Source organism: Rhodococcus sp. P-2, from assembly GCF_016598535.1.
Lineage (GTDB): Bacteria > Actinomycetota > Actinomycetes > Mycobacteriales > Mycobacteriaceae > Rhodococcus_F > Rhodococcus_F baikonurensis.
In genome coordinates, this window is sequence record NZ_CP066779.1 from 542,517 (window position 1) to 559,951 (window position 17,435).

The 17,435-nt window shown below is 62.4% G+C and carries 16 protein-coding genes and 1 tRNA gene; 3 read left to right on the top strand and 14 right to left on the bottom strand.

Annotated elements, in window-relative coordinates:
* Positions 1-18: 18 nt before the first annotated feature.
* A complete protein-coding gene (locus I7X09_RS02575; RefSeq protein WP_200315417.1) occupies positions 19-2,553 on the top strand; it encodes an alpha/beta fold hydrolase in 2,535 nt (844 codons plus the stop codon).
* Between the two features lie 10 nt (positions 2,554-2,563).
* Here the strand turns inward: I7X09_RS02575 and I7X09_RS02580 are convergent, their stop codons facing one another.
* The 14 genes from I7X09_RS02580 to I7X09_RS02645 all read right to left on the bottom strand — a co-directional run bounded on the left by I7X09_RS02580 (position 2,564) and on the right by I7X09_RS02645 (position 15,156).
* Positions 2,564-3,679 carry an NAD(P)/FAD-dependent oxidoreductase gene (locus tag I7X09_RS02580; RefSeq protein ID WP_200315419.1) on the bottom strand — a complete coding sequence of 372 codons (1,116 nt, stop codon included), beginning with the start codon at positions 3,677-3,679 and terminating at the stop codon, positions 2,564-2,566.
* 125 nt (positions 3,680-3,804) lie between these two features.
* Positions 3,805-3,877, bottom strand: a tRNA-Ala gene (locus I7X09_RS02585).
* A 145-nt stretch (positions 3,878-4,022) separates the two neighbouring features.
* Complete coding sequence (locus I7X09_RS02590) at positions 4,023-4,766, bottom strand: DsbA family protein (RefSeq protein ID WP_200315421.1); 744 nt, start codon at positions 4,764-4,766, stop codon at positions 4,023-4,025.
* Positions 4,767-4,808: 42 nt separating this feature from the next.
* A complete protein-coding gene (locus I7X09_RS02595; protein ID WP_095969162.1) occupies positions 4,809-5,297 on the bottom strand; it encodes a MauE/DoxX family redox-associated membrane protein in 489 nt (162 codons plus the stop codon).
* A gap of 25 nt (positions 5,298-5,322) precedes the next feature.
* Positions 5,323-6,576: an MFS transporter gene (locus I7X09_RS02600; RefSeq protein WP_200315423.1), complete on the bottom strand. Its 1,254-nt coding sequence runs from the start codon at positions 6,574-6,576 to the stop codon at positions 5,323-5,325.
* A 42-nt stretch (positions 6,577-6,618) separates the two neighbouring features.
* The gene (gene pgm, locus I7X09_RS02605) at positions 6,619-8,256 is read right to left on the bottom strand and encodes a phosphoglucomutase (alpha-D-glucose-1,6-bisphosphate-dependent) (protein WP_095969160.1); all 1,638 of its coding nucleotides are present in this window, start codon (positions 8,254-8,256) and stop codon (positions 6,619-6,621) included.
* A 97-nt stretch (positions 8,257-8,353) separates the two neighbouring features.
* Positions 8,354-8,698, bottom strand: coding sequence for a fluoride efflux transporter CrcB (crcB, locus tag I7X09_RS02610; protein ID WP_020907219.1), 345 nt, complete (start codon positions 8,696-8,698; stop codon positions 8,354-8,356).
* On the bottom strand, positions 8,695-9,072 hold the full coding sequence (locus I7X09_RS02615) for a fluoride efflux transporter FluC (RefSeq protein WP_095969158.1): 378 nt from the start codon (positions 9,070-9,072) through the stop codon (positions 8,695-8,697). The genes crcB and I7X09_RS02615 overlap by 4 nt, the downstream gene beginning before the upstream one ends.
* A gap of 23 nt (positions 9,073-9,095) precedes the next feature.
* On the bottom strand, positions 9,096-9,899 hold the full coding sequence (locus I7X09_RS02620) for a DUF1295 domain-containing protein (RefSeq protein WP_166809723.1): 804 nt from the start codon (positions 9,897-9,899) through the stop codon (positions 9,096-9,098).
* A complete protein-coding gene (locus tag I7X09_RS02625) occupies positions 9,896-11,212 on the bottom strand; it encodes an SAM-dependent methyltransferase (RefSeq protein WP_200315425.1) in 1,317 nt (438 codons plus the stop codon). The genes I7X09_RS02620 and I7X09_RS02625 overlap by 4 nt, the downstream gene beginning before the upstream one ends.
* The gene (locus tag I7X09_RS02630; protein WP_007731299.1) at positions 11,209-12,498 is read right to left on the bottom strand and encodes an SAM-dependent methyltransferase; all 1,290 of its coding nucleotides are present in this window, start codon (positions 12,496-12,498) and stop codon (positions 11,209-11,211) included. The genes I7X09_RS02625 and I7X09_RS02630 overlap by 4 nt, the downstream gene beginning before the upstream one ends.
* The gene (locus I7X09_RS02635) at positions 12,495-13,256 is read right to left on the bottom strand and encodes a DUF1365 domain-containing protein (protein WP_442800584.1); all 762 of its coding nucleotides are present in this window, start codon (positions 13,254-13,256) and stop codon (positions 12,495-12,497) included. The genes I7X09_RS02630 and I7X09_RS02635 overlap by 4 nt, the downstream gene beginning before the upstream one ends.
* On the bottom strand, positions 13,247-14,527 hold the full coding sequence (locus I7X09_RS02640; protein ID WP_200315427.1) for an NAD(P)/FAD-dependent oxidoreductase: 1,281 nt from the start codon (positions 14,525-14,527) through the stop codon (positions 13,247-13,249). Before I7X09_RS02640 ends, I7X09_RS02635 begins: the two co-directional genes overlap by 10 nt.
* Positions 14,524-15,156: an alpha/beta hydrolase gene (locus I7X09_RS02645; protein WP_124566364.1), complete on the bottom strand. Its 633-nt coding sequence runs from the start codon at positions 15,154-15,156 to the stop codon at positions 14,524-14,526. Before I7X09_RS02645 ends, I7X09_RS02640 begins: the two co-directional genes overlap by 4 nt.
* Positions 15,157-15,209: 53 nt before the next feature.
* On the opposite strand from I7X09_RS02645, the gene I7X09_RS02650 reads away from it, so the two are divergent.
* Both I7X09_RS02650 and I7X09_RS02655 read left to right on the top strand, forming a co-directional pair.
* A complete protein-coding gene (locus tag I7X09_RS02650) occupies positions 15,210-16,025 on the top strand; it encodes a GNAT family N-acetyltransferase (protein WP_200315429.1) in 816 nt (271 codons plus the stop codon).
* A 111-nt stretch (positions 16,026-16,136) separates the two neighbouring features.
* Positions 16,137-17,402 (top strand): HNH endonuclease signature motif containing protein, encoded by a 1,266-nt coding sequence (locus I7X09_RS02655; RefSeq protein WP_200315431.1) that lies wholly within the window; start codon positions 16,137-16,139, stop codon positions 17,400-17,402.
* Positions 17,403-17,435: the final 33 nt, after the last annotated feature.

Here is a 17,435-nt window from a genome sequence, read left to right on the forward strand (position 1 = left end):
TCGGACGGAGCTACTGTGATGAAGGTTGTCGACTTAGGTCTAGAACGCACTCGCTATGCAGTCATCGACGAGACGATCGAGTCGAGGTGGCGCAGAGTCACCTCGATGCAGCACGACGCCGTTGCCGTCGTGACTCCGCGCGACCGAATCACTTTCGCCGAACTCGAACTTCGAACCGACGCTTTGGTCCGCGAACTTCGGTTGCGCGGGTCACAAGGGGCCTGCCCGGTTGCAGTCGATCTCGAACCAACCGCCGAATCGGTGCCCGCCATCCTCGCTACTCTGATTTCCGGCCGACCGTTGGTGATGATCGACCCACAACTCCCCGACGCCAGGCGCGCACACATCATGAGCACCTCAGGGGCCGTCGCGCTGCAATCGATCCTCGACGAATCAGCGGCGACCGGATTCCGTTTCGACAACGCGCTCGAACCGTCCAGTTCCGACCCTGCCATGATCGCGTTCACGTCAGGCACCAGTGGGACGCCCAAGGGAGTCGTCCTGAGCCACTCCATGTGCCTGAACAAGGCCGACGAACTTGCCGCGGCAATCGACCTGCGACCCGACGATCACATCGGGAACCTGCTGCCCGTCAGTTTCGGCGCCGGAATCACGGCACTGATCATGGGGCTGATGAACGGAGTCACGGTCTTCTGCTGGGATCCACGTATCGACGGCGTCTCGGGCATCGACGACTGGCTGATCGAGAATTCGATCACGACTGCGCACTGTGCACCATCCTTTCTTCGGGTGTGGTCGGATCTCGAAGGCGAGGAAGCAAAAGAAGATCCGATCGGTTCCCTCCGCGTCGTCGTGACGTACGGAGAAGCAGTCCACGGCGAAGACTATGCGCGCCATCGCAGTCACGGCTTCGCTCGCGTCACGTACGTCAACTGGCTGGCCACCACCGAGACAGGTGTCGTCGCATACAACGAGTTCCCGCCACATTCCGAACTACCCGCCGGAGTGGTTCCGGCCGGACGGGCCCGCGACGGCAAGGACGTACAGATCGTCGACGTGAACGGCGTGCCTCTCCCCGACGGAGAGATAGGCGAGATACAGGTTGTCTCGACCGATCTTGCCGACGGTTACCACAACGACCCCGAGCGCACTGCAACACGATTCACTCGTCTCGGCGACGGAGTCGGTATCTACCGGACCGGTGACCGAGGCCGTATCGACGAACGCGGCGAACTACAACTCCGAGGACGCGTCGACGACGCCGTCAAGATTCGGGGATACCTGGTAGAGCCGACGGAGGTCGAGTCGCACATTCGTCGAATCCCCGGCATCGCCGATGTTTTCGTGGGTGCAGTTCTCGAGAACGATCGACCGGAGATCGTTGCCTACGTAGTCCAGAACAAAGCCGTGATGGCACGCTCGGGCGCCGAGATGCGGCGCGAATTGGCGAGAAATCTGCCGGCCTGGATGCTTCCCCGACATTTCGTTCCGATGGCAGCGTTGCCCCGCAACGAGAGGGGAAAGGTCGATCGAACGACGCTGCCGTCCGTCGAGGTGCGTTCCACTCCACCGACTCTCGCCGGGCCCGCCGAATTGTGGCTGTCATCGATCTGGGAGTCGATTCTCGGCATCGATTCCGTCGACCGTGAGGACGACTTCTTCGAACTCGGCGGAGATTCGCTCGCTTCCACCGAAGTGGTGGCAAAGATTCACGACATGTTCCGGATCCGGATCACGACGGCGGAGTTCGCGGCCGCGAGCACCGTCAAAGAACTTGCGGCGCTGGTAGATCGGTGCAGAATCGATCCCGATGATCGCGTCTGTCACAACACGATGGTTCCGCTGAAGCTCGAAGGGACTGGGCGACCGCTGTTCATCATGAACGGAGCGGGGTGCCCCTCGACGACCCTGTCCACCCTGGCGAAAGCGCTCCACACCGATCGCCCGGTCTACGCACTTCAGCCACACGGCTTCGAATCTCGCGGACTGCCCGATCGGTCGGTGAGAGCAAGCGCCCGCCGTTTCATATTCGAAATCAAGAAGATTCAGCCCGCCGGGCCATACCTCCTGGCCGGATACTCGTACGGCGGCTACGTGGCGCTGGAAATGGCAACACAGCTGTCCGAATCAGGTGACACCGTCGAGCACGTCACCGTTCTCGACACCAGAATCTCCACCGAAACTGCCACCCGACTGGCCACCCGAGCCGGAATCAGTTTGGATCCGTCGATCGTCGACCTTGCCCCACAGCCATCCACCAATACCCGATGGAAGCCGGCCAGACGCACCGTCGCCGCTATGTGGATCCGCACACTCTTCGCCGGCATTCTGCAGTACCCGCCGGCCACCCAGTGGACTGTGTTCCTCTACATCGGAGGCCAGGCGCTCCGGAAGCATCGGATACGAGCATGCGCCGCGCCGGTCACGGTGATCCGTGGAGCCACCAACAACCGTGGACGCGAGATCTGGTCACTCATCGCCACGGGCTCACTCGATTTCGACGATGTCGACGCGTGTCACGAAGACATCGTCCGTCAACCGTACGTCCGCAAGACTGCAGCGATCATCGATCGAGTCTGTGATCGAACGTGACCAGCGCTGCTCATGTCCAGCTGTAGAAGAGAGGGCGGCGCGGGGTGACAGCCCAGTCGGTCGTCGACGAACAGACTCTTTCCTTGACGAATGCACCTGCCCTGCCTGCAATGAACATCCTCGTTGCTTCGTCGACGCGAGTCGTCCGTTGGAACACCCCGTGCCGCCTACCAAGACTGATGCACTTGCCTGCAAACTTCGGAGTCACCGGGCGCGGTGCGGAACCGTCGAGTCGATGCAGGATCGTTTCTGCCGCATGAACTCCCAAGGGGATCGCGGCCTGACAACTCATTCTCAGTGAGTTCTCACCGACTGTGACCGCATCACCCGCACCGACGATGTCGGGGTGAGACGGGCATTCGAGTCGGTCGTTCAGTTTCAGGCGACCGAGATCGTCGACGGGGAGGCCACTTCGACCGGCTAGCTCCGGGACACCGAATTCTGTTGCGAGAATCGTGCACTCCGCCTCCACCCGCATGCCACCCGCGAGCTCGCACGACGAACCGTCGATCCGCGTCACCCGCGATTCGCTGACGATATCGACCCCGAGATCGGTCAACGTTCTGAGAATTGCCGATCGCGCACGCTCGGACAGGTCCGGGGCCACGATCCCACCCGTCACCAAAGTGATTCGGTTGCTTCGCTGCTCAGCCAATTCTGCGGCTGTCTCGATTCCGGTGAGACCGCCGCCGACAACGCAGATGGCAGCCTTCTCGTCGAGGGTCGACAGCCTGGATTCGAGTCGGGTCGCGTCCTCGAATTCGGCGACGCTGTACCCATGCTCTGCCGCCCCGACGATCGTGCTGGGCGACTGCCTACTTCCGACTGCGTAGACCAAGTAGTCGTAGTCGACCACGATGCCGTTGTCGAGGGTAAGCCTGCTGACCGCGGCGTCGATGTCCGTCACCGTTCCGAATACTCGGTGTGCCGTACGCGGTAATGCGCTGTCGAACGAGACCGTCGCGTCGTAGCCAGTTGCGATCATCTGATGGAGTCTGATTCTTTGCACGAAGTGTGGGCGCGGATTCACGACGCTCACCGTGATGTCCGACCGAGTTCGCAGCAGTCGCTTCGTTGCCATGACGCCCGCATATCCTGCCCCGATTATCACCACGTGTGCACTCATGGTTCTCCGTTCCGCCGACGGTCCCCATGCCGAGAATGCACGGGATGATCAAGCCTCACCGCGGACAGTATTGCGCACGAAACAACAAATGCTCTGCACCGATTGGTGCAGAGCATTTGTTCGGGTGGAGCTAAGGGGACTCGAACCCCTGACCCCCACACTGCCAGTGTGGTGCGCTACCAGCTGCGCCATAGCCCCGTATTCAATTCACTCTAACAGTCGAACTCGCAGCGGCTTTACTGCTTTCCGCTTGCTGGAAGAAAGTTACACCACTTGACTCCTGGGCAACAAATCGCCTGGTCAGAGCGAGGCGGCCGCTCCTCGTCGGAGCGGCCGCTTCCGCTCAGGAGGAGAGCTTGGAAACCCAGTCGCTGCTGCCCGTGTCAACGATCTTGCCGTTCGCCACGACCGTGGGGGTGCCGTTGGACCCGACATCCTTGAGCGCCTGGCTGGCGGCCGCGGCATTGGCCGCGGCGGCTTCGACGTTGGTACCGGAAGAGATGCAGGTTGCCACGTCCTCGGATGCGCCCGCATCACGAGCGATCTGGGCGAGTTCGTCGTTGGTGTGGTCGCTGCTGCCACCCTCGGCAGGCTGCGTGTCGGTAGCGAAAAGCTTCGTGTGGAATGCGGAGTACGCGATTGCGTCGCCACTCTGAGCGACGCACAGCAGCGCCGCGCCGGCCCGGGTGGAGTAGTCACCGCTGCCCGACGCCCGGTTGAGGAAGTTCAGCATGTGGTAACGAACAGCGACGTCACCGTTGTCGACGGCGGCCGCGAGAGCCTGGCCACTGAGGTGCTCGAGCGCAGCGCAGGCCGGGCACAGCGGATCCTCGAAGAGATCGATGGTCGTCGCGGCGGAGGGCTTGCCGAGCAGCACCACGCCGTTGTCCTGCACCGTGACGGCAACTTCGGAATTCTGCACGGAGCCGTAGCCGTCGTTCTGGGGCTTGTTCTTGCTGTTCGTCCACAAGACACCGCCGATGACGAGGGCCGCGATCACGAGCACCGCGAGGCCACCGATGATGTAGGTGGAGCGGCTCGAGACCGGTTCCGGCGAATATTTGTTCTTGCTGCTCTTGGTGCTCACGCTGATGCAGTCCTTCGTGCGTCGAAACGATTTACCGATTGCTTACCTTGCCACTGAAGACTGAGTATCCACTGAGAACGGCGCACGTGATCCCGGCCCCAATGCGAGCGGCGAACGCGGGAACACGAGCAGCCAGACGGCAAGTGCCAAGAAGCCCAGGTCCCGGAGAATCTCCTTCAAATAGTCCCAAGCGCCTACGTCGGCTGCGCCTCCGCCGCCGAAACATCCACAGTCGATGGACAATCCTCTGGCCCACACCGAAATGATCACCGCAATGAGAACCGTCAAAATCACCACCGAGACTGCGGCGGATACTCGCACCGCCAGCCCGACGAGAATGAGCAGACCAAGGACTATTTCGACGAGGGGAAGCGCCGTTGCCACCGGACCGACCAGTGACTCGGGCAAGAGTTGATAGGCACGCACCGCGATCTTCGTCTGCACGGGATCAAGGAATTTGAGCCCCCCGGAAATCAGCCAGACGGCCGCCAAACCCAATCGGGCTACAAGACTCACGATACGAATTGCCACCCGATCGAGAGTACAGAATGCCCGGTCAGTCCAGGTTTGTCCGCGCAGGAGTATCCGTCAGCGCCGTCACATCGGTCAGATCTTCGACGACGGACTCGACAGGCTTCGTTCGCGACGGGACGAACAACCAACCCGTCGCCGACACGACGACTACGGCCCCCATCACGGCGAATGCTGCCGAGTACGACACATGCTGAGCGATCAGACCGGCACAAATCGGTGCCACTACGCCGCCGATGTCCGACATCATCTGGAATACCGCGAGAACGGGTCCGCCGCGGGCCGTCGACCCGACGACATCGGCAACCGCTGCCTGCTGAGCCGGGCTCATGAGCCCGGAGCCGACGCCCGTCACAGCAGCGATGGCAAAGAACAGCACGAGGTTGTCCGTGAATCCCATTGCGATGGTTCCCAGACCACAAATGAGCAGACCGCTCACGACGAAGGGCTTACGCCCGAAGCGGTCCGAGAGTCGTCCGGAAACGATCAACACCAACGCATTTCCGACGGCAAAGATCGTGAGAGCGTAGGCGGCAATCGACGGGTCCCGGTCGAGGAACTCGACGACGAACAGGGGAACCATGGCAACGCGAACTCCGAAGATCACACCGCCGAAAGCGAGATTCGATCCGAGGGCGGCCCGGTACACCGGCGACTGGAGGCCTTCGGTGAGAGTCATCGACTTCACATCGACGGCCTTGTCCGGTGACGCCAGGTGCGACCCGCGCAGGCTCACGAAGACCACGAGCGCGGCGATCACCAGCGCAACTGCGTAGATGATGAACGGCATCCGCAGACCGAACTGCAACAGCGCACCACCGACCAGCGGGCCGCCGATCGAACCCATGAGAAAGCTTGTCGCGTACAGGCCGGACACGCGTCCACGGCTGTCCGGCGGTGACATGCGAATGATCAACCCGAGGGCCGACACGGTGAACATGGTCGACCCGATGCCGCCCAACGATCGGAACAGCAGAAGTTGCCAGTACTCCCCCGCGAAGGCGCACGCACCGGTCGACACCGCGACGATCAGAAGGCCGACGATGTAGACCGGCCGTTCACCGAGCTTTTGTACCAAAGTGCCGCTCATCGGCGCGAACACCAGTCGCATGAATGCGAAAGACGAGATCACGATCGTGGCGGCGGTGACCGATACGTCAAAGCTGCGCGCGAACTGCGGTAGCGCCGGAGCGACCAATCCGAATCCGAGGGCGATGACGAAGCTGGCGGCGACCAGTACCCAAATTTCCTGTGGCAGCTTGGCTGCACGAGTTTTCATGTCGCCCGGGATTCTAGCCGGGCGACACGAACGCTCCGCGAGCTAGTTCGCCTTCAAGACGCCGGACACCAAGTCCTTGGCCGCTGCCTGAACCTGCGCCAGATGATCGGCACCCTTCATCGACTCGGCATAGATCTTGTACACGTCCTCCGTGCCGGACGGCCTCGCTGCAAACCATGCACTCTCCGTCGTCACCTTGAGACCACCGATCGCCGCGCCGTTTCCAGGCGCCGCGGTCAGTGTCGCAGTGATCGGTTCACCCGCCAGTTCGGTCGCACTCACCTGATCGGGAGACAGTTTTGCCAAGACTGCCTTCTGTGCGCGTGTCGCCGGCGCATCGATCCGTGCATAGGCCGGGCTCCCGAACTTCTCGGCCAACGCGTCGTAGTGCGCCGACGGAGACTTTCCTGTCACCGCGGTAATTTCCGACGCGAGCAACGCAAGGATGATGCCGTCCTTGTCCGTCGTCCAGACGGAACCGTCGTGGCGGAGAAAGGATGCTCCGGCGCTTTCCTCGCCGCCGAATCCCACAGACCCGTCGAGCAGACCGGGAACGAACCACTTGAAACCGACTGGAACCTCCAGCAATTCGCGGCCCAAACTGCTGACCACGCGATCGATCATCGAGGAACTCACGAGTGTCTTGCCCACCTTGGTGTCTGCACCCCACCCTGGTCGGTTCGCGAACAGATACTCGATGGCAACCGCGAGATAGTGATTCGGGTTCATCAAACCGCCGTCGGGCGTGACGATGCCGTGGCGGTCGGAGTCTGCATCGTTTCCGGTCGCGATGTCGTAGCGATCCCGAATCCCGATAAGCGAGGCCATCGCGTCGGGCGACGAGCAATCCATGCGGATCTTGCCGTCGGTGTCGAGCGTCATGAACCGCCAGGTCGGATCGACGAGAGGATTCACCACTTCGAGATCGAGTCGATGAGTTTCGGCAATCGCGCCCCAGTAGTCGACGCTTGCACCGCCGAGTGGGTCTGCACCGATCCGGATTCCGGCGTCGCGGATCGCATCGAGGTTGAGGACCGAGGGAAGGTCTTCGACGTAGTAGCGAAGGAAGTCGTAGCGTTCGACGCGGTCCAGTGCCTGCGCCGCCGTGACACGCCGTACCCCGGAAAGCCCCTTGCGCAGTAGCTCGTTCGCTCGATCGGCGATAACCGACGTCGCATCCGTGTCCGCGGGCCCACCGTGTGGCGGGTTGTATTTGAAGCCACCGTCGCGCGGCGGGTTGTGCGAAGGCGTCACGACGATGCCGTCGGCCTTGGCTTCCGGCCCCGTCGAGTTGTATCGCAAGATCGCGTGGCTCACAGCGGGGGTGGGCGTGTAGGCGTCGCGTGAGTCGACAAGCACGACGACGTCGTTGGCGACGAGGACTTCCAACGCGGACAGCCAGGCGGGTTCGGACAGCGCATGTGTGTCCCGGCCGATGAACAGCGGCCCGTCGATACCTTGCGAGGCGCGGTATTCGACGATCGCCTGGGTCGTGGCCAGGATGTGGGCTTCGTTGAAGGCGGAATCGAGGCTGGAACCGCGATGTCCGGAGGTGCCGAAAAGTACCTGCTGCATCGGGTTCTCGGGATCCGGGGTGCGCGTGTAATACGCGGAAACCAGATGAGGAACGTCGATCAGATCCTCTGGCAGAGCCACTTGTCCTGCTCGTTCGTGCGCCACGAATCCCCCTCGGCCCGGTGGTCGACCACTGTGTCGACGCGACTGTGGACAATTGTCTACCCTGGCTGCGTGGCGTGCACGCTCGGCGCCGGATCGGTCAATTCGTGAGCTGGATCCCCACCCACGCAGCGGACAAGCCGACGATCAGACTGACGACGATGTAGATCAGCGAAAGCGTCGTCTGGCGCCGCTCGACCATGCCCACGTTCTCCGTCGCGAAGGTCGAGTAGGTGGACAGGCCACCACAGAAGCCTGTCGCCAGGAGAGCGGCCATCTCGGTGGAAAGAGCTGCTCCGGTGAACAATCCGAGGAGGAAGCAGCCGATCACGTTCGCGGCGAACGTCGCAGCCGGGAATCCCTTGTACGCGGGCACATACCGCGCCAACAGGTACCGGCCACTCGCACCCGCGCCGCCGCCGAGCGCCACCAGGAGAACTGTCATGCCGACGCTCCGTCCCGCGTGCGGATCCAACGCTCACCGAGCCCTTTGCCCAATGCTGCGGCAAGGATCGCGGGGATAAGCGTCCCGAGTACATAGAGAATCGATCGCCATGGACTCTCCGTCACCGCGTGAACCGCAAATGACGAGAAGGTGGTGAACCCTCCGCAGAACCCGGTGCCGAGAAAGAGGTACCCAGCCTTGTTGTGCACGAGGAGGGCCGCGAGAACGCCGAGCACGAACGAGCCGACGACGTTGATGACCAGCGTCGTCCAGATGTGAGGAAAGAGCTCCCCCAAACCGAAGCGGCTGAGCGCACCCAACGCTCCACCGACGGCAACCGCGCCTACCGCAGCCGGCAGTTTCAGATCACCCATGCTCTGGCCTCACGCGAAAGAGCCTACGTCCCGGAGCGGGCTTTCGGCGGGCGAGGAATGAAGTAACTTGTCCGCTGCTGATACTCGCGATAGCCCGGACGCTGTTCCATGTGTCGCTCGAGCAACCGCGCTCCGGTGGCGAAGACCAGGAAGTACGTCATGGCGATCGGAGAGAGAACGGTCAACACCCCCGGCCACACGGACGCTGATACGAGGAAGATCCCCCACCAGACGCACGCGTCGCCGAAATAATTGGGATGCCGCGTCCACGCCCACAATCCTTGATCCATGATGTGGCCACGGCTGCCCGGATCGGATTTGAACTCCTCCATCTGTCGGTCGCCAACCGTCTCGAACGTGACGCCTACTATCCACAGCGCGATACCGAGTACGACAAGAAGTCCGAAGCTGCCGTTCGATACTGCCGCGACCTGGATCGGCAGGGAGACGAACCACAACGAAATACCCTGCGTGAGATAGATCTTGCGGAGCGCATACAGCGTTCGGCTACCCGTCGCTCGTCCGAGCATTTCTTCGTACCGCGGATCTTCACCCTTGCCTCGCGATCGGATCGCCATGTGCGTCGCCAACCGCAGACCCCAGATCGCCACCAGCGCAAGCATCAGCAACCGGCGCCAGAGGTCGCCGGTTCCAACTATCGCGGACACGAGCGCAATCAGAACGAAGCCGGCGCCCCACGACACGTCGACGACATTGTGGCGCCCGATCCGTACGCCGATCGTCGCTGTCACTGCCATTCCGACGGCTATCGCCAGCAGACTCGTGAGCGTGACCACTCCGAATGCGCCCCAGTCGAATCCGTTCATCGCCGCGACACCCACTGCGGGCGAACCGATTCCATACCCGATCGACCGTCACCGTGCGGCCGGACGGACAGAATCTGATCGACGCCCATCCTGCCGTCCCGAAATGCCATTCCGCCGCCGACGAGGTAGAGGCGCCACACCCGAGCGACCTCGACGCCGACGAGATCCACGACGCGATCCCAGTTCGATTCAAAGGTCTCGATCCACGCGTCCACGGTCCGCACGTAGTGCTCACGCAGGGCTTGGACGTCACGGACTTCGAGTCCACCTTCCTCGATCATCGCAACGGTGCGGCCCACCGGTCTCATGTACATGTCCGGCGCGATGAACGACTCGATGAACGGGCCTCCACCGGGGTGCGCGCCGGTGCGTGACATCTGTTGAATCAGCACACGGCCACCGGCAATCACGTTGTCGTGGAGCGCTCTCACGTACGTCGGATAGTTGTCCTCCCCGACGTGCTCACCCATCTCGATCGACGCGACCGCATCGAAAGGACCGTCGGGAATCTCTCGATAATCTTGGAGCCGGATCTCGACCCAGTCTTCCAAACCGAGTGCGCGGATCTTCGCGTCGACAAAAGCCTTCTGCTCCGCCGAGATCGTGATACCGACGACCCGAGCGCCGTACTCCCGCGCCGCGTGCAGGCTCAGCGAGCCCCAGCCACAGCCGACATCGAGAAACCGCAAGCCTCGCGCTCGATCGAGACCGACCTTGCGGCACACCAGGTCCAGCTTGTCCGTCTGTGAATCTTCGAGTGTGTAGTCCGGTGCATCGGAAGTCCAATAGCCCGAGGAGTAGGCCATGTTGTCATCGAGGATCAGTTGGTAGAAATCGTTCGACAAATCGTAGTGGTGCCCGATTGCCGCGCGGTCGCGCGCGAGACTGTGCAAGCGACCCTTCACCTGAGCCTGCGACGCCGGTGGAGCCAGAGGTCTCCCGAAAGCACCGAAGGATCGCGCAGCCTTGACTGCACCCAGGACGAGCGACGGTGTGGGGGTGATCGACCCGAGTCCCCGCTCGGCAGCCACCTTCCACACATGCGTCAGCGCATCGCCGAGATCGCCTTCGACGTCGAGTTCACCGAGCACATATGCCTGCGCTGCCCCTAACTCTCCGGGATTCCAGAGCAAGCGTCGCAACACGTTCGGGCTGTAGAGCGTCACTTTCGGAGCATCGTCCGGGCCTGCTGTGCTGCCGTCCCATGCAGTCAACCGCACCGGAAGTTCGCCGCCGACAAGTGGACTGAGGATGTCCGAGAGACGACCCGCAACGCCGGTACCGTGCGTCGTTCGATCCATCGTGGCAGTCATCGCTGGTTCCTCCGATCGAGAACAATTTGCTGGACGTCGAGATAACCCGAGCGGAAACCCGCCTCGGAATAGCAGAGGTAGAAATGCCACATGCGCGCGAACACCGCATCGAATCCGAGCGCGGACGCCTCGTCGGTGCGAGCACTGAAACGCTCGTCCCACAGTCGCAACGTCTGCGCGTAGTGATCGCCCATCGACATCCGCTCACGCACCCGGAGGGTTGTCATGCGTTCTGTCACATCCTCGATCGCCCGCACCGACGGGAGAAATCCGCCGGGGAAGATGTACTTGTGCACCCAGGTGTAGGTGTTGCGGGTCGCGAGCATTCGATCGTGCGGCATGGTGATCGCTTGGATCGCTGCGCGTCCACCCGGCGCCAGCAGGGCGTCGATCGTCTGGAAGTAGCTTCCCCAGTACTGGTGGCCGACAGCCTCGATCATCTCGACCGATACGACGGCGTCGTACTCCCCCTGTACTTGCCGATAGTCGAGAAGATCGACCTGAACGCGATCTGCCAGTCCCGCAGCGCTTATTCGTTTCGCTGCCAATTCCTGCTGTTCGACCGACAATGTCACCGAGCGCACCGTTGCTCCGCGCTGGGCTGCTCGTATCGCCAATTCTCCCCAGCCTGTGCCGATTTCGAGCACTCGCGAACCTGGACCGACACCCGCGCCGTCCAGCAAGCGATCGATCTTCCGATGCTGGGCCGCTGCGAACACGTCCCACGACGGGGTAGCTCCTACCGACAGATCCTCGAAGAGAGCACTGGAATACGTCATGGTGTCGTCGAGGAACAGCTCGAACATCTCGTTCGAGAGGTCGTAGTGCCTGGAGATGTTCGAGCGCGTGTTCTGCGTCGAATTCCGCTCACTGCGAGGCTGCTTCGGAATGTAGAGGCCTCGTAGCCGCTGCAGGAAGTCAGGAATCAGCGTCGCCACACGGGAGGCGAAGACTTCCAGGACCGCGGTGAGGTCGGAGGCTTCCCAATCGCCCGCCATGTACGACTCGCCGAATCCGATCAAACCACTGTCACCCACGCGAGCAGCGAAGTCGTCCGGGCGGTGAATGACCATCAACGGCGAATCGGGGCTACCGCCACCGGAGAACTCACCGTTGGGCATCTGGACGCGCAGTGGCAAACGCGCTACCGCCTTGTGGAACAGGGCGCGGGCAACCGGTGATGCAACCCGCACTTTGAGCCCGCTCGGCACTGTGGCGACGCCCGGCCACCGCTCGGTTTCGATCGTGTGAGCGGAAGGTTCGGTGCCGAGAGTGGTTGTGGTCATTGCACTGCCTCCTGCGGGTGATGTTGCGGTCGGGGAACGATGGGTAAGCGCCTGGCCCACAGGCGGATTCCTTGAAATCTGATCTGCGCGGCGACTCGGAGCGGAGCCAGCGGGATGGCGAGCGCACTGCGGACGATCTCGCGCGTCGTCGCCGGCACACAACGACCGGACACCGTGGCCACGAATGGAGCCTTGCCGTCACGGGCCAGAACTATCGAGAGCGCGAGCGCGGTGTCGGGTAGCGGAAGTCGCATCCGGTACTCGCCGTCCAGATCGTTGAACGGAGAGACGTAGAACTCTTTGGACGTGCGAGCCCCGCCACGTTCATCGGTTTCGAGCAGGTAGCAGTGTCGCTCGCCGTAGGTGTTGTGAACCTCTGCCACGACGCACCGCTGAGTGCCGTCGTCGTTCAGACACCAGAACACACTCAGCGGGTTGAACACATGGCCGAGAACACGTGCGTTCGCAAGCATGAGGATGCGGCCGCCTGCGAACTCCACTCCGTTGGTTGCCAGAAACGTCTCGACGTTGGCACGAATCGATCGAGTGGGGTCGCCGAGGTGATCCCCGGCGTCGAATGTCGCCAAGGGTCGCAGAGCCTTCGGGAGCTCGGGCAAATCGTCGACGTCGACGAGCCAGCTGTAGCTTCGGTACTCGAACTCGTTGTGCAACGGCTCCGTTCGTACGTGACGGATGCTCGTATGAACGATGGACGGCGTGATGGGTGTGGGCGGGGTCAGGGGTGTGGTCACGGCCACCGACCTCCGACGCGTTCGGCGGCGCGCAGGCCGGACAGTGCACCGTCCTCGTGGAAGCCCCATCCGTGGTACGCACCGGCAAACGCGAGCACGTCCGAGTCCAACTCGGGAAGCCGCGCTTGAGCGGCAACGGAGGTGGGTGTGTACTGCGGATGTTCGTAGGTCATCTGATCGATCACCGACTCCGGGGACACCATCTCGTCTCCCCCCAACGTCACTATGTAGCGCCGACCGGTCTCCGGCAGCCGCTGCAACCTCGTCATGTCATAGCTGACCAGAACGTGATCTGGCTTCGCGTTGCATTCAGGGATGTAGTAGTTCCACGACGCGCGCGCATTGGTGTTGCCGGGCAGCACATTTTCGTCGGTGTGAAGTTGGGTGTGGTTGACGGAGTAGGGCATTGCGCCGAGGACCTGGGATTCGGCAGGCGTCGGATCCGCCAAGATCTTCAGCGCTTGCTGCGGATGCGTTGCGACGACAACTGCGTCGAAGGTCTGGATCTGGTCGTCGCCGTCGCGGATGTCGACGCGATCGTCGAATCGGTGGATGGCGCGAACCGGCGTGTTCAGACGGATATCGCCGATGCTCTTGGCAACCAGGCGAACGTATTCGCCCGATCCACCGGTGACTGTTCGCCAGGTCGGCGATCCGGTGACGCTCAGCATTCCGTGGTGATCGAGGAACGAGAACAGGTATCGCGCGGGATATTTCAGCGCCGAGCCGGGATCACACGACCAGACTGCCGACACGAGCGGAGTCATGAAGTGAGCGGTGAAGTAGTCGGAGAACCGTCCACTGCGCAGGAACACTCCCAGTGTCTGGTCGGGTGTCGACGGATCCGTGTTGTCGAGCAAGGCGCGGGCACGGCGATGAAAGCGCTTGACCTCCATCAACATCGACAGAAAACTGCCATTCACCAGCAGCCCCGGCGTCGGCAGAACGCCGCGCAACCCTTGGCCTCCCGAGTACTCGAGCCCGCAACCCCCACACCTGACCGACATACTCATATCCGATTCCTGCGTAGGCACATCGAGTTCTGCGAACAATCGCAACAATGTCGGGTAGGTGCGATCGTTGTGAACGATGAACCCCGTGTCGATGGCGAGGCTTCGCCCTTCCGGGTCGGTGACCGAATGGGTGTCCGCGTGCCCACCGAGCCGTGAATCCGCTTCGTAGAGGGTGACGTCACTGTCCTTACTCAGCACCCACGCCGCTGTCAGACCTGCGACCCCACTACCGACGACGGCCACCTTGCGCTTGTCCGAACTCATCGTCGTTCTCCCGTCTTCGTTGCGGTTACCCCGCGTCTGATTTCTGCGACTGCCTCGGCGACGAGGCGATGCCAGGTCGCCACGCGGCGGAACATGAAGTGGCCTGCGCCGTCGATGCCGATCCATTCAGCGCACTTACCCGACTTCTGCAGTCCGTCAACTTTCCGACGAGACGCTGCCGGATCGGTCCATGAGTCGGCCGTGCCGTGGAGCACAACCAGTGGTGTGTCCGAACGCAGATTCACCGACGTTCCATCGGGCCACCACGGCGCCAGCGCAACCACACCGACGACCGCCGGATCGCCACACAGATCGGCGGCGACCCGCCCGCCCATCGAGTGCCCCAGCAAAATCACCTGAGCTTGTGAATTGCGTTTCGTTATCGCGTCGAGTGCGGCGCGAGCGTCGGCGACCGGACTGCGCTCGGCACCATTCCAACCACGAACCCGATAGCGAGCCTGCACCGCTTTCACACCGGAGCGGCGAAGCTGAGCGGTGAACGGGCGCATCCGAAGGTTGGACAGATGCCAGGCCCTGGCCGGGCGATGGCTCGAGACCTTACCTCCAGGCAGCACGAGCACCACCAGGTGCTGGTCACCGTCCTGCTGTTGCCGTCGGTTGGGCGTCATGCATGGCATTCGGAGCCGAAAACCATTTGGATGGGGTTCGTAGAATTTCTTTTGTGAATCATGAAGCACTCGTCGGTGACGTCCTCGACGCCATGGACGCCAACTTGGTTTCCCATGCCTGCCACCTGCATGAACACTTGCCGACTGCATCGGTCACGGTCACTACAGATGTTGTCGTCGCAGACAGCGGCCTCGCCGACGACACGTTCAACATCATCGCTGGTGCTCGCTTCGCCGTACCTGCCGACGGGCCCGAAGATCGGCGACTGATCGACATCCTCGCCTCGATTCGAGCAACCGGACGTCCGTTCTCCTGGTGGACCGGCCCCCGCGACAATCCCTCTGACCTCGGGGCTCGCCTGTCCTCCCTCGGCTGTCTGCGCTCCGAGGAAGAACGAGCGATGACGGCGGGACTTGAGGTCGTCCCGTATCCGACGGCTGTCCCAGAACTCTCCGTTCATCAGGTGACTACCCGTTCTCAGCTCGCCGACTATGCCGCCGTGATGGCCGCCAATTGGTCGCCTCCCTCAGCCGCAGTTATCGGTTTCTTCGAAGACACCGCCGATGCCGCTCTCGATGAGCGTTCGCGGAGTTCATTCGTCGTGGGGTACGCGAACTCCCAGCCCGTCGCCGGAGCCGAGGTCCATTTTGCGGCCGGCGTCGCCGGACTGTACGGCGTCGTCACGCTCGAAACGGCTCGCCGACGCGGATTCGGCTCGGCGGTCACCCTTGCCGCACTCGACATCGCCCGCGAGCGAGGTGCCCGAACCGCCGTACTTCAGGCGTCCAGCGACGGCGCACAGCTCTATCGAAACCTCGGCTTCGAGGACGTCGGCACCTACACCGAGTACTCGATCGGCAGCGGTTAGACGTCCCCGCGGGGACGCTTTCGGACCCCGTTCGGAAGTGTGTGTCGGCACCCACCTCTAATATCGAACGTACATTCGAATTGACGTCGGAGACAGGCCGGGGGGCAAGTCATGAACGCAACACTGATCGACGAAGAAACTCGGAGTTCCACCCGAGACGGCGTTGAGCAACTCGGCACGGAAATCTGCGCCCTCGCCGGCCAGATCGCTGCAGCCACCGCCCGATTCCTCACCCTCCTCGCAAAATTCGACGAAGACCGCGGCTGGACCGGCCCTGGACTTCACTCCTGCGCCCACTGGCTGTCATGGAAGTGCGGAATGAGCCTGCACACCGGCCGCGAATATGTTCGCGTCGCCAAAGCACTCCGATCATTGCCAGAGATGCGGAAGGCGTTCGAACAAGGCCGCCTGTCGTACTCGAAGGTTCGCGCACTCACCCGAGTCACGACACCTTCGAACGAGAAGCAGATGGTTCGGTTCGGCTGCGAGGCGCCCGCAGCCCAGATCGATCGTCTCGCTGCCGGCCTGCGTAAAGCAACCGACAACGAATCCGGCAAAACCAAAGCGCCCGCACATCTTCAAGTCCGCTGGCATTGGGACTCGGATACGGGCGAGTTCGTCATCAAAGGACGCCTGCCTGCGCAGGACGGCGCCCGAATCCTCGCAGCGTTAGCTCTGGCGGAACGTGAACGCACTCGAACCACCGCCACCGTCCCCGCCGACGAGACAGCCACCAAGAACCCCGTCGGAAACATCGGGCCGGGCCTCGTCGCAATGGCTGAGCTCGCCACCGCCGCGGCCGCAGACCCCACATCCAAGGCCGCCGCGAACGAAGTTGTGTTCTTCCACGAAGCGGACTCTGTCCGCATTCCTAGCGGGCCCGCCCTCTCCGAAAACGATGCCGAGGAAGTGCTCTGCAATGCCAAGCTTCGCCTGGGAACAACAAAGGATGGATGCGTTCTGAATCTGGGCCGGCGGACCCGCGTCGTCAGTGCCAAACAGATGTTGGCATTGAATTACCGCGACGGATGCTGCCGCACACCAGGATGCGGACGGACCCGCTTCCTGCACGCACATCACGTGAAATTCTGGGGACGCGGCGGCAATACGGACTTGGACAACCTGATCATGCTCTGCGGTACCTGCCACCGCGCGCTGCACGACGGCCTGTTCACGATCACTGCACTCGGCGAGCAGAAGTTCGAGTTTCGCTATGCCGACGGCGACGTCATCGACCCAGCACCGCCAACCGAGGGGTTCGCCGATGACCTATTGCGCGGGGACGTGCCCGACGACGCGATCGTGCCGGCGTGGGGCGGAGAGCCCCTCCACCTCGATCACGCGGTCAGCGTCATCCTCGACGGCTGGGCCGCGTGAGCAAACATTGGTCTAGTCCAATCTGAATCCGTC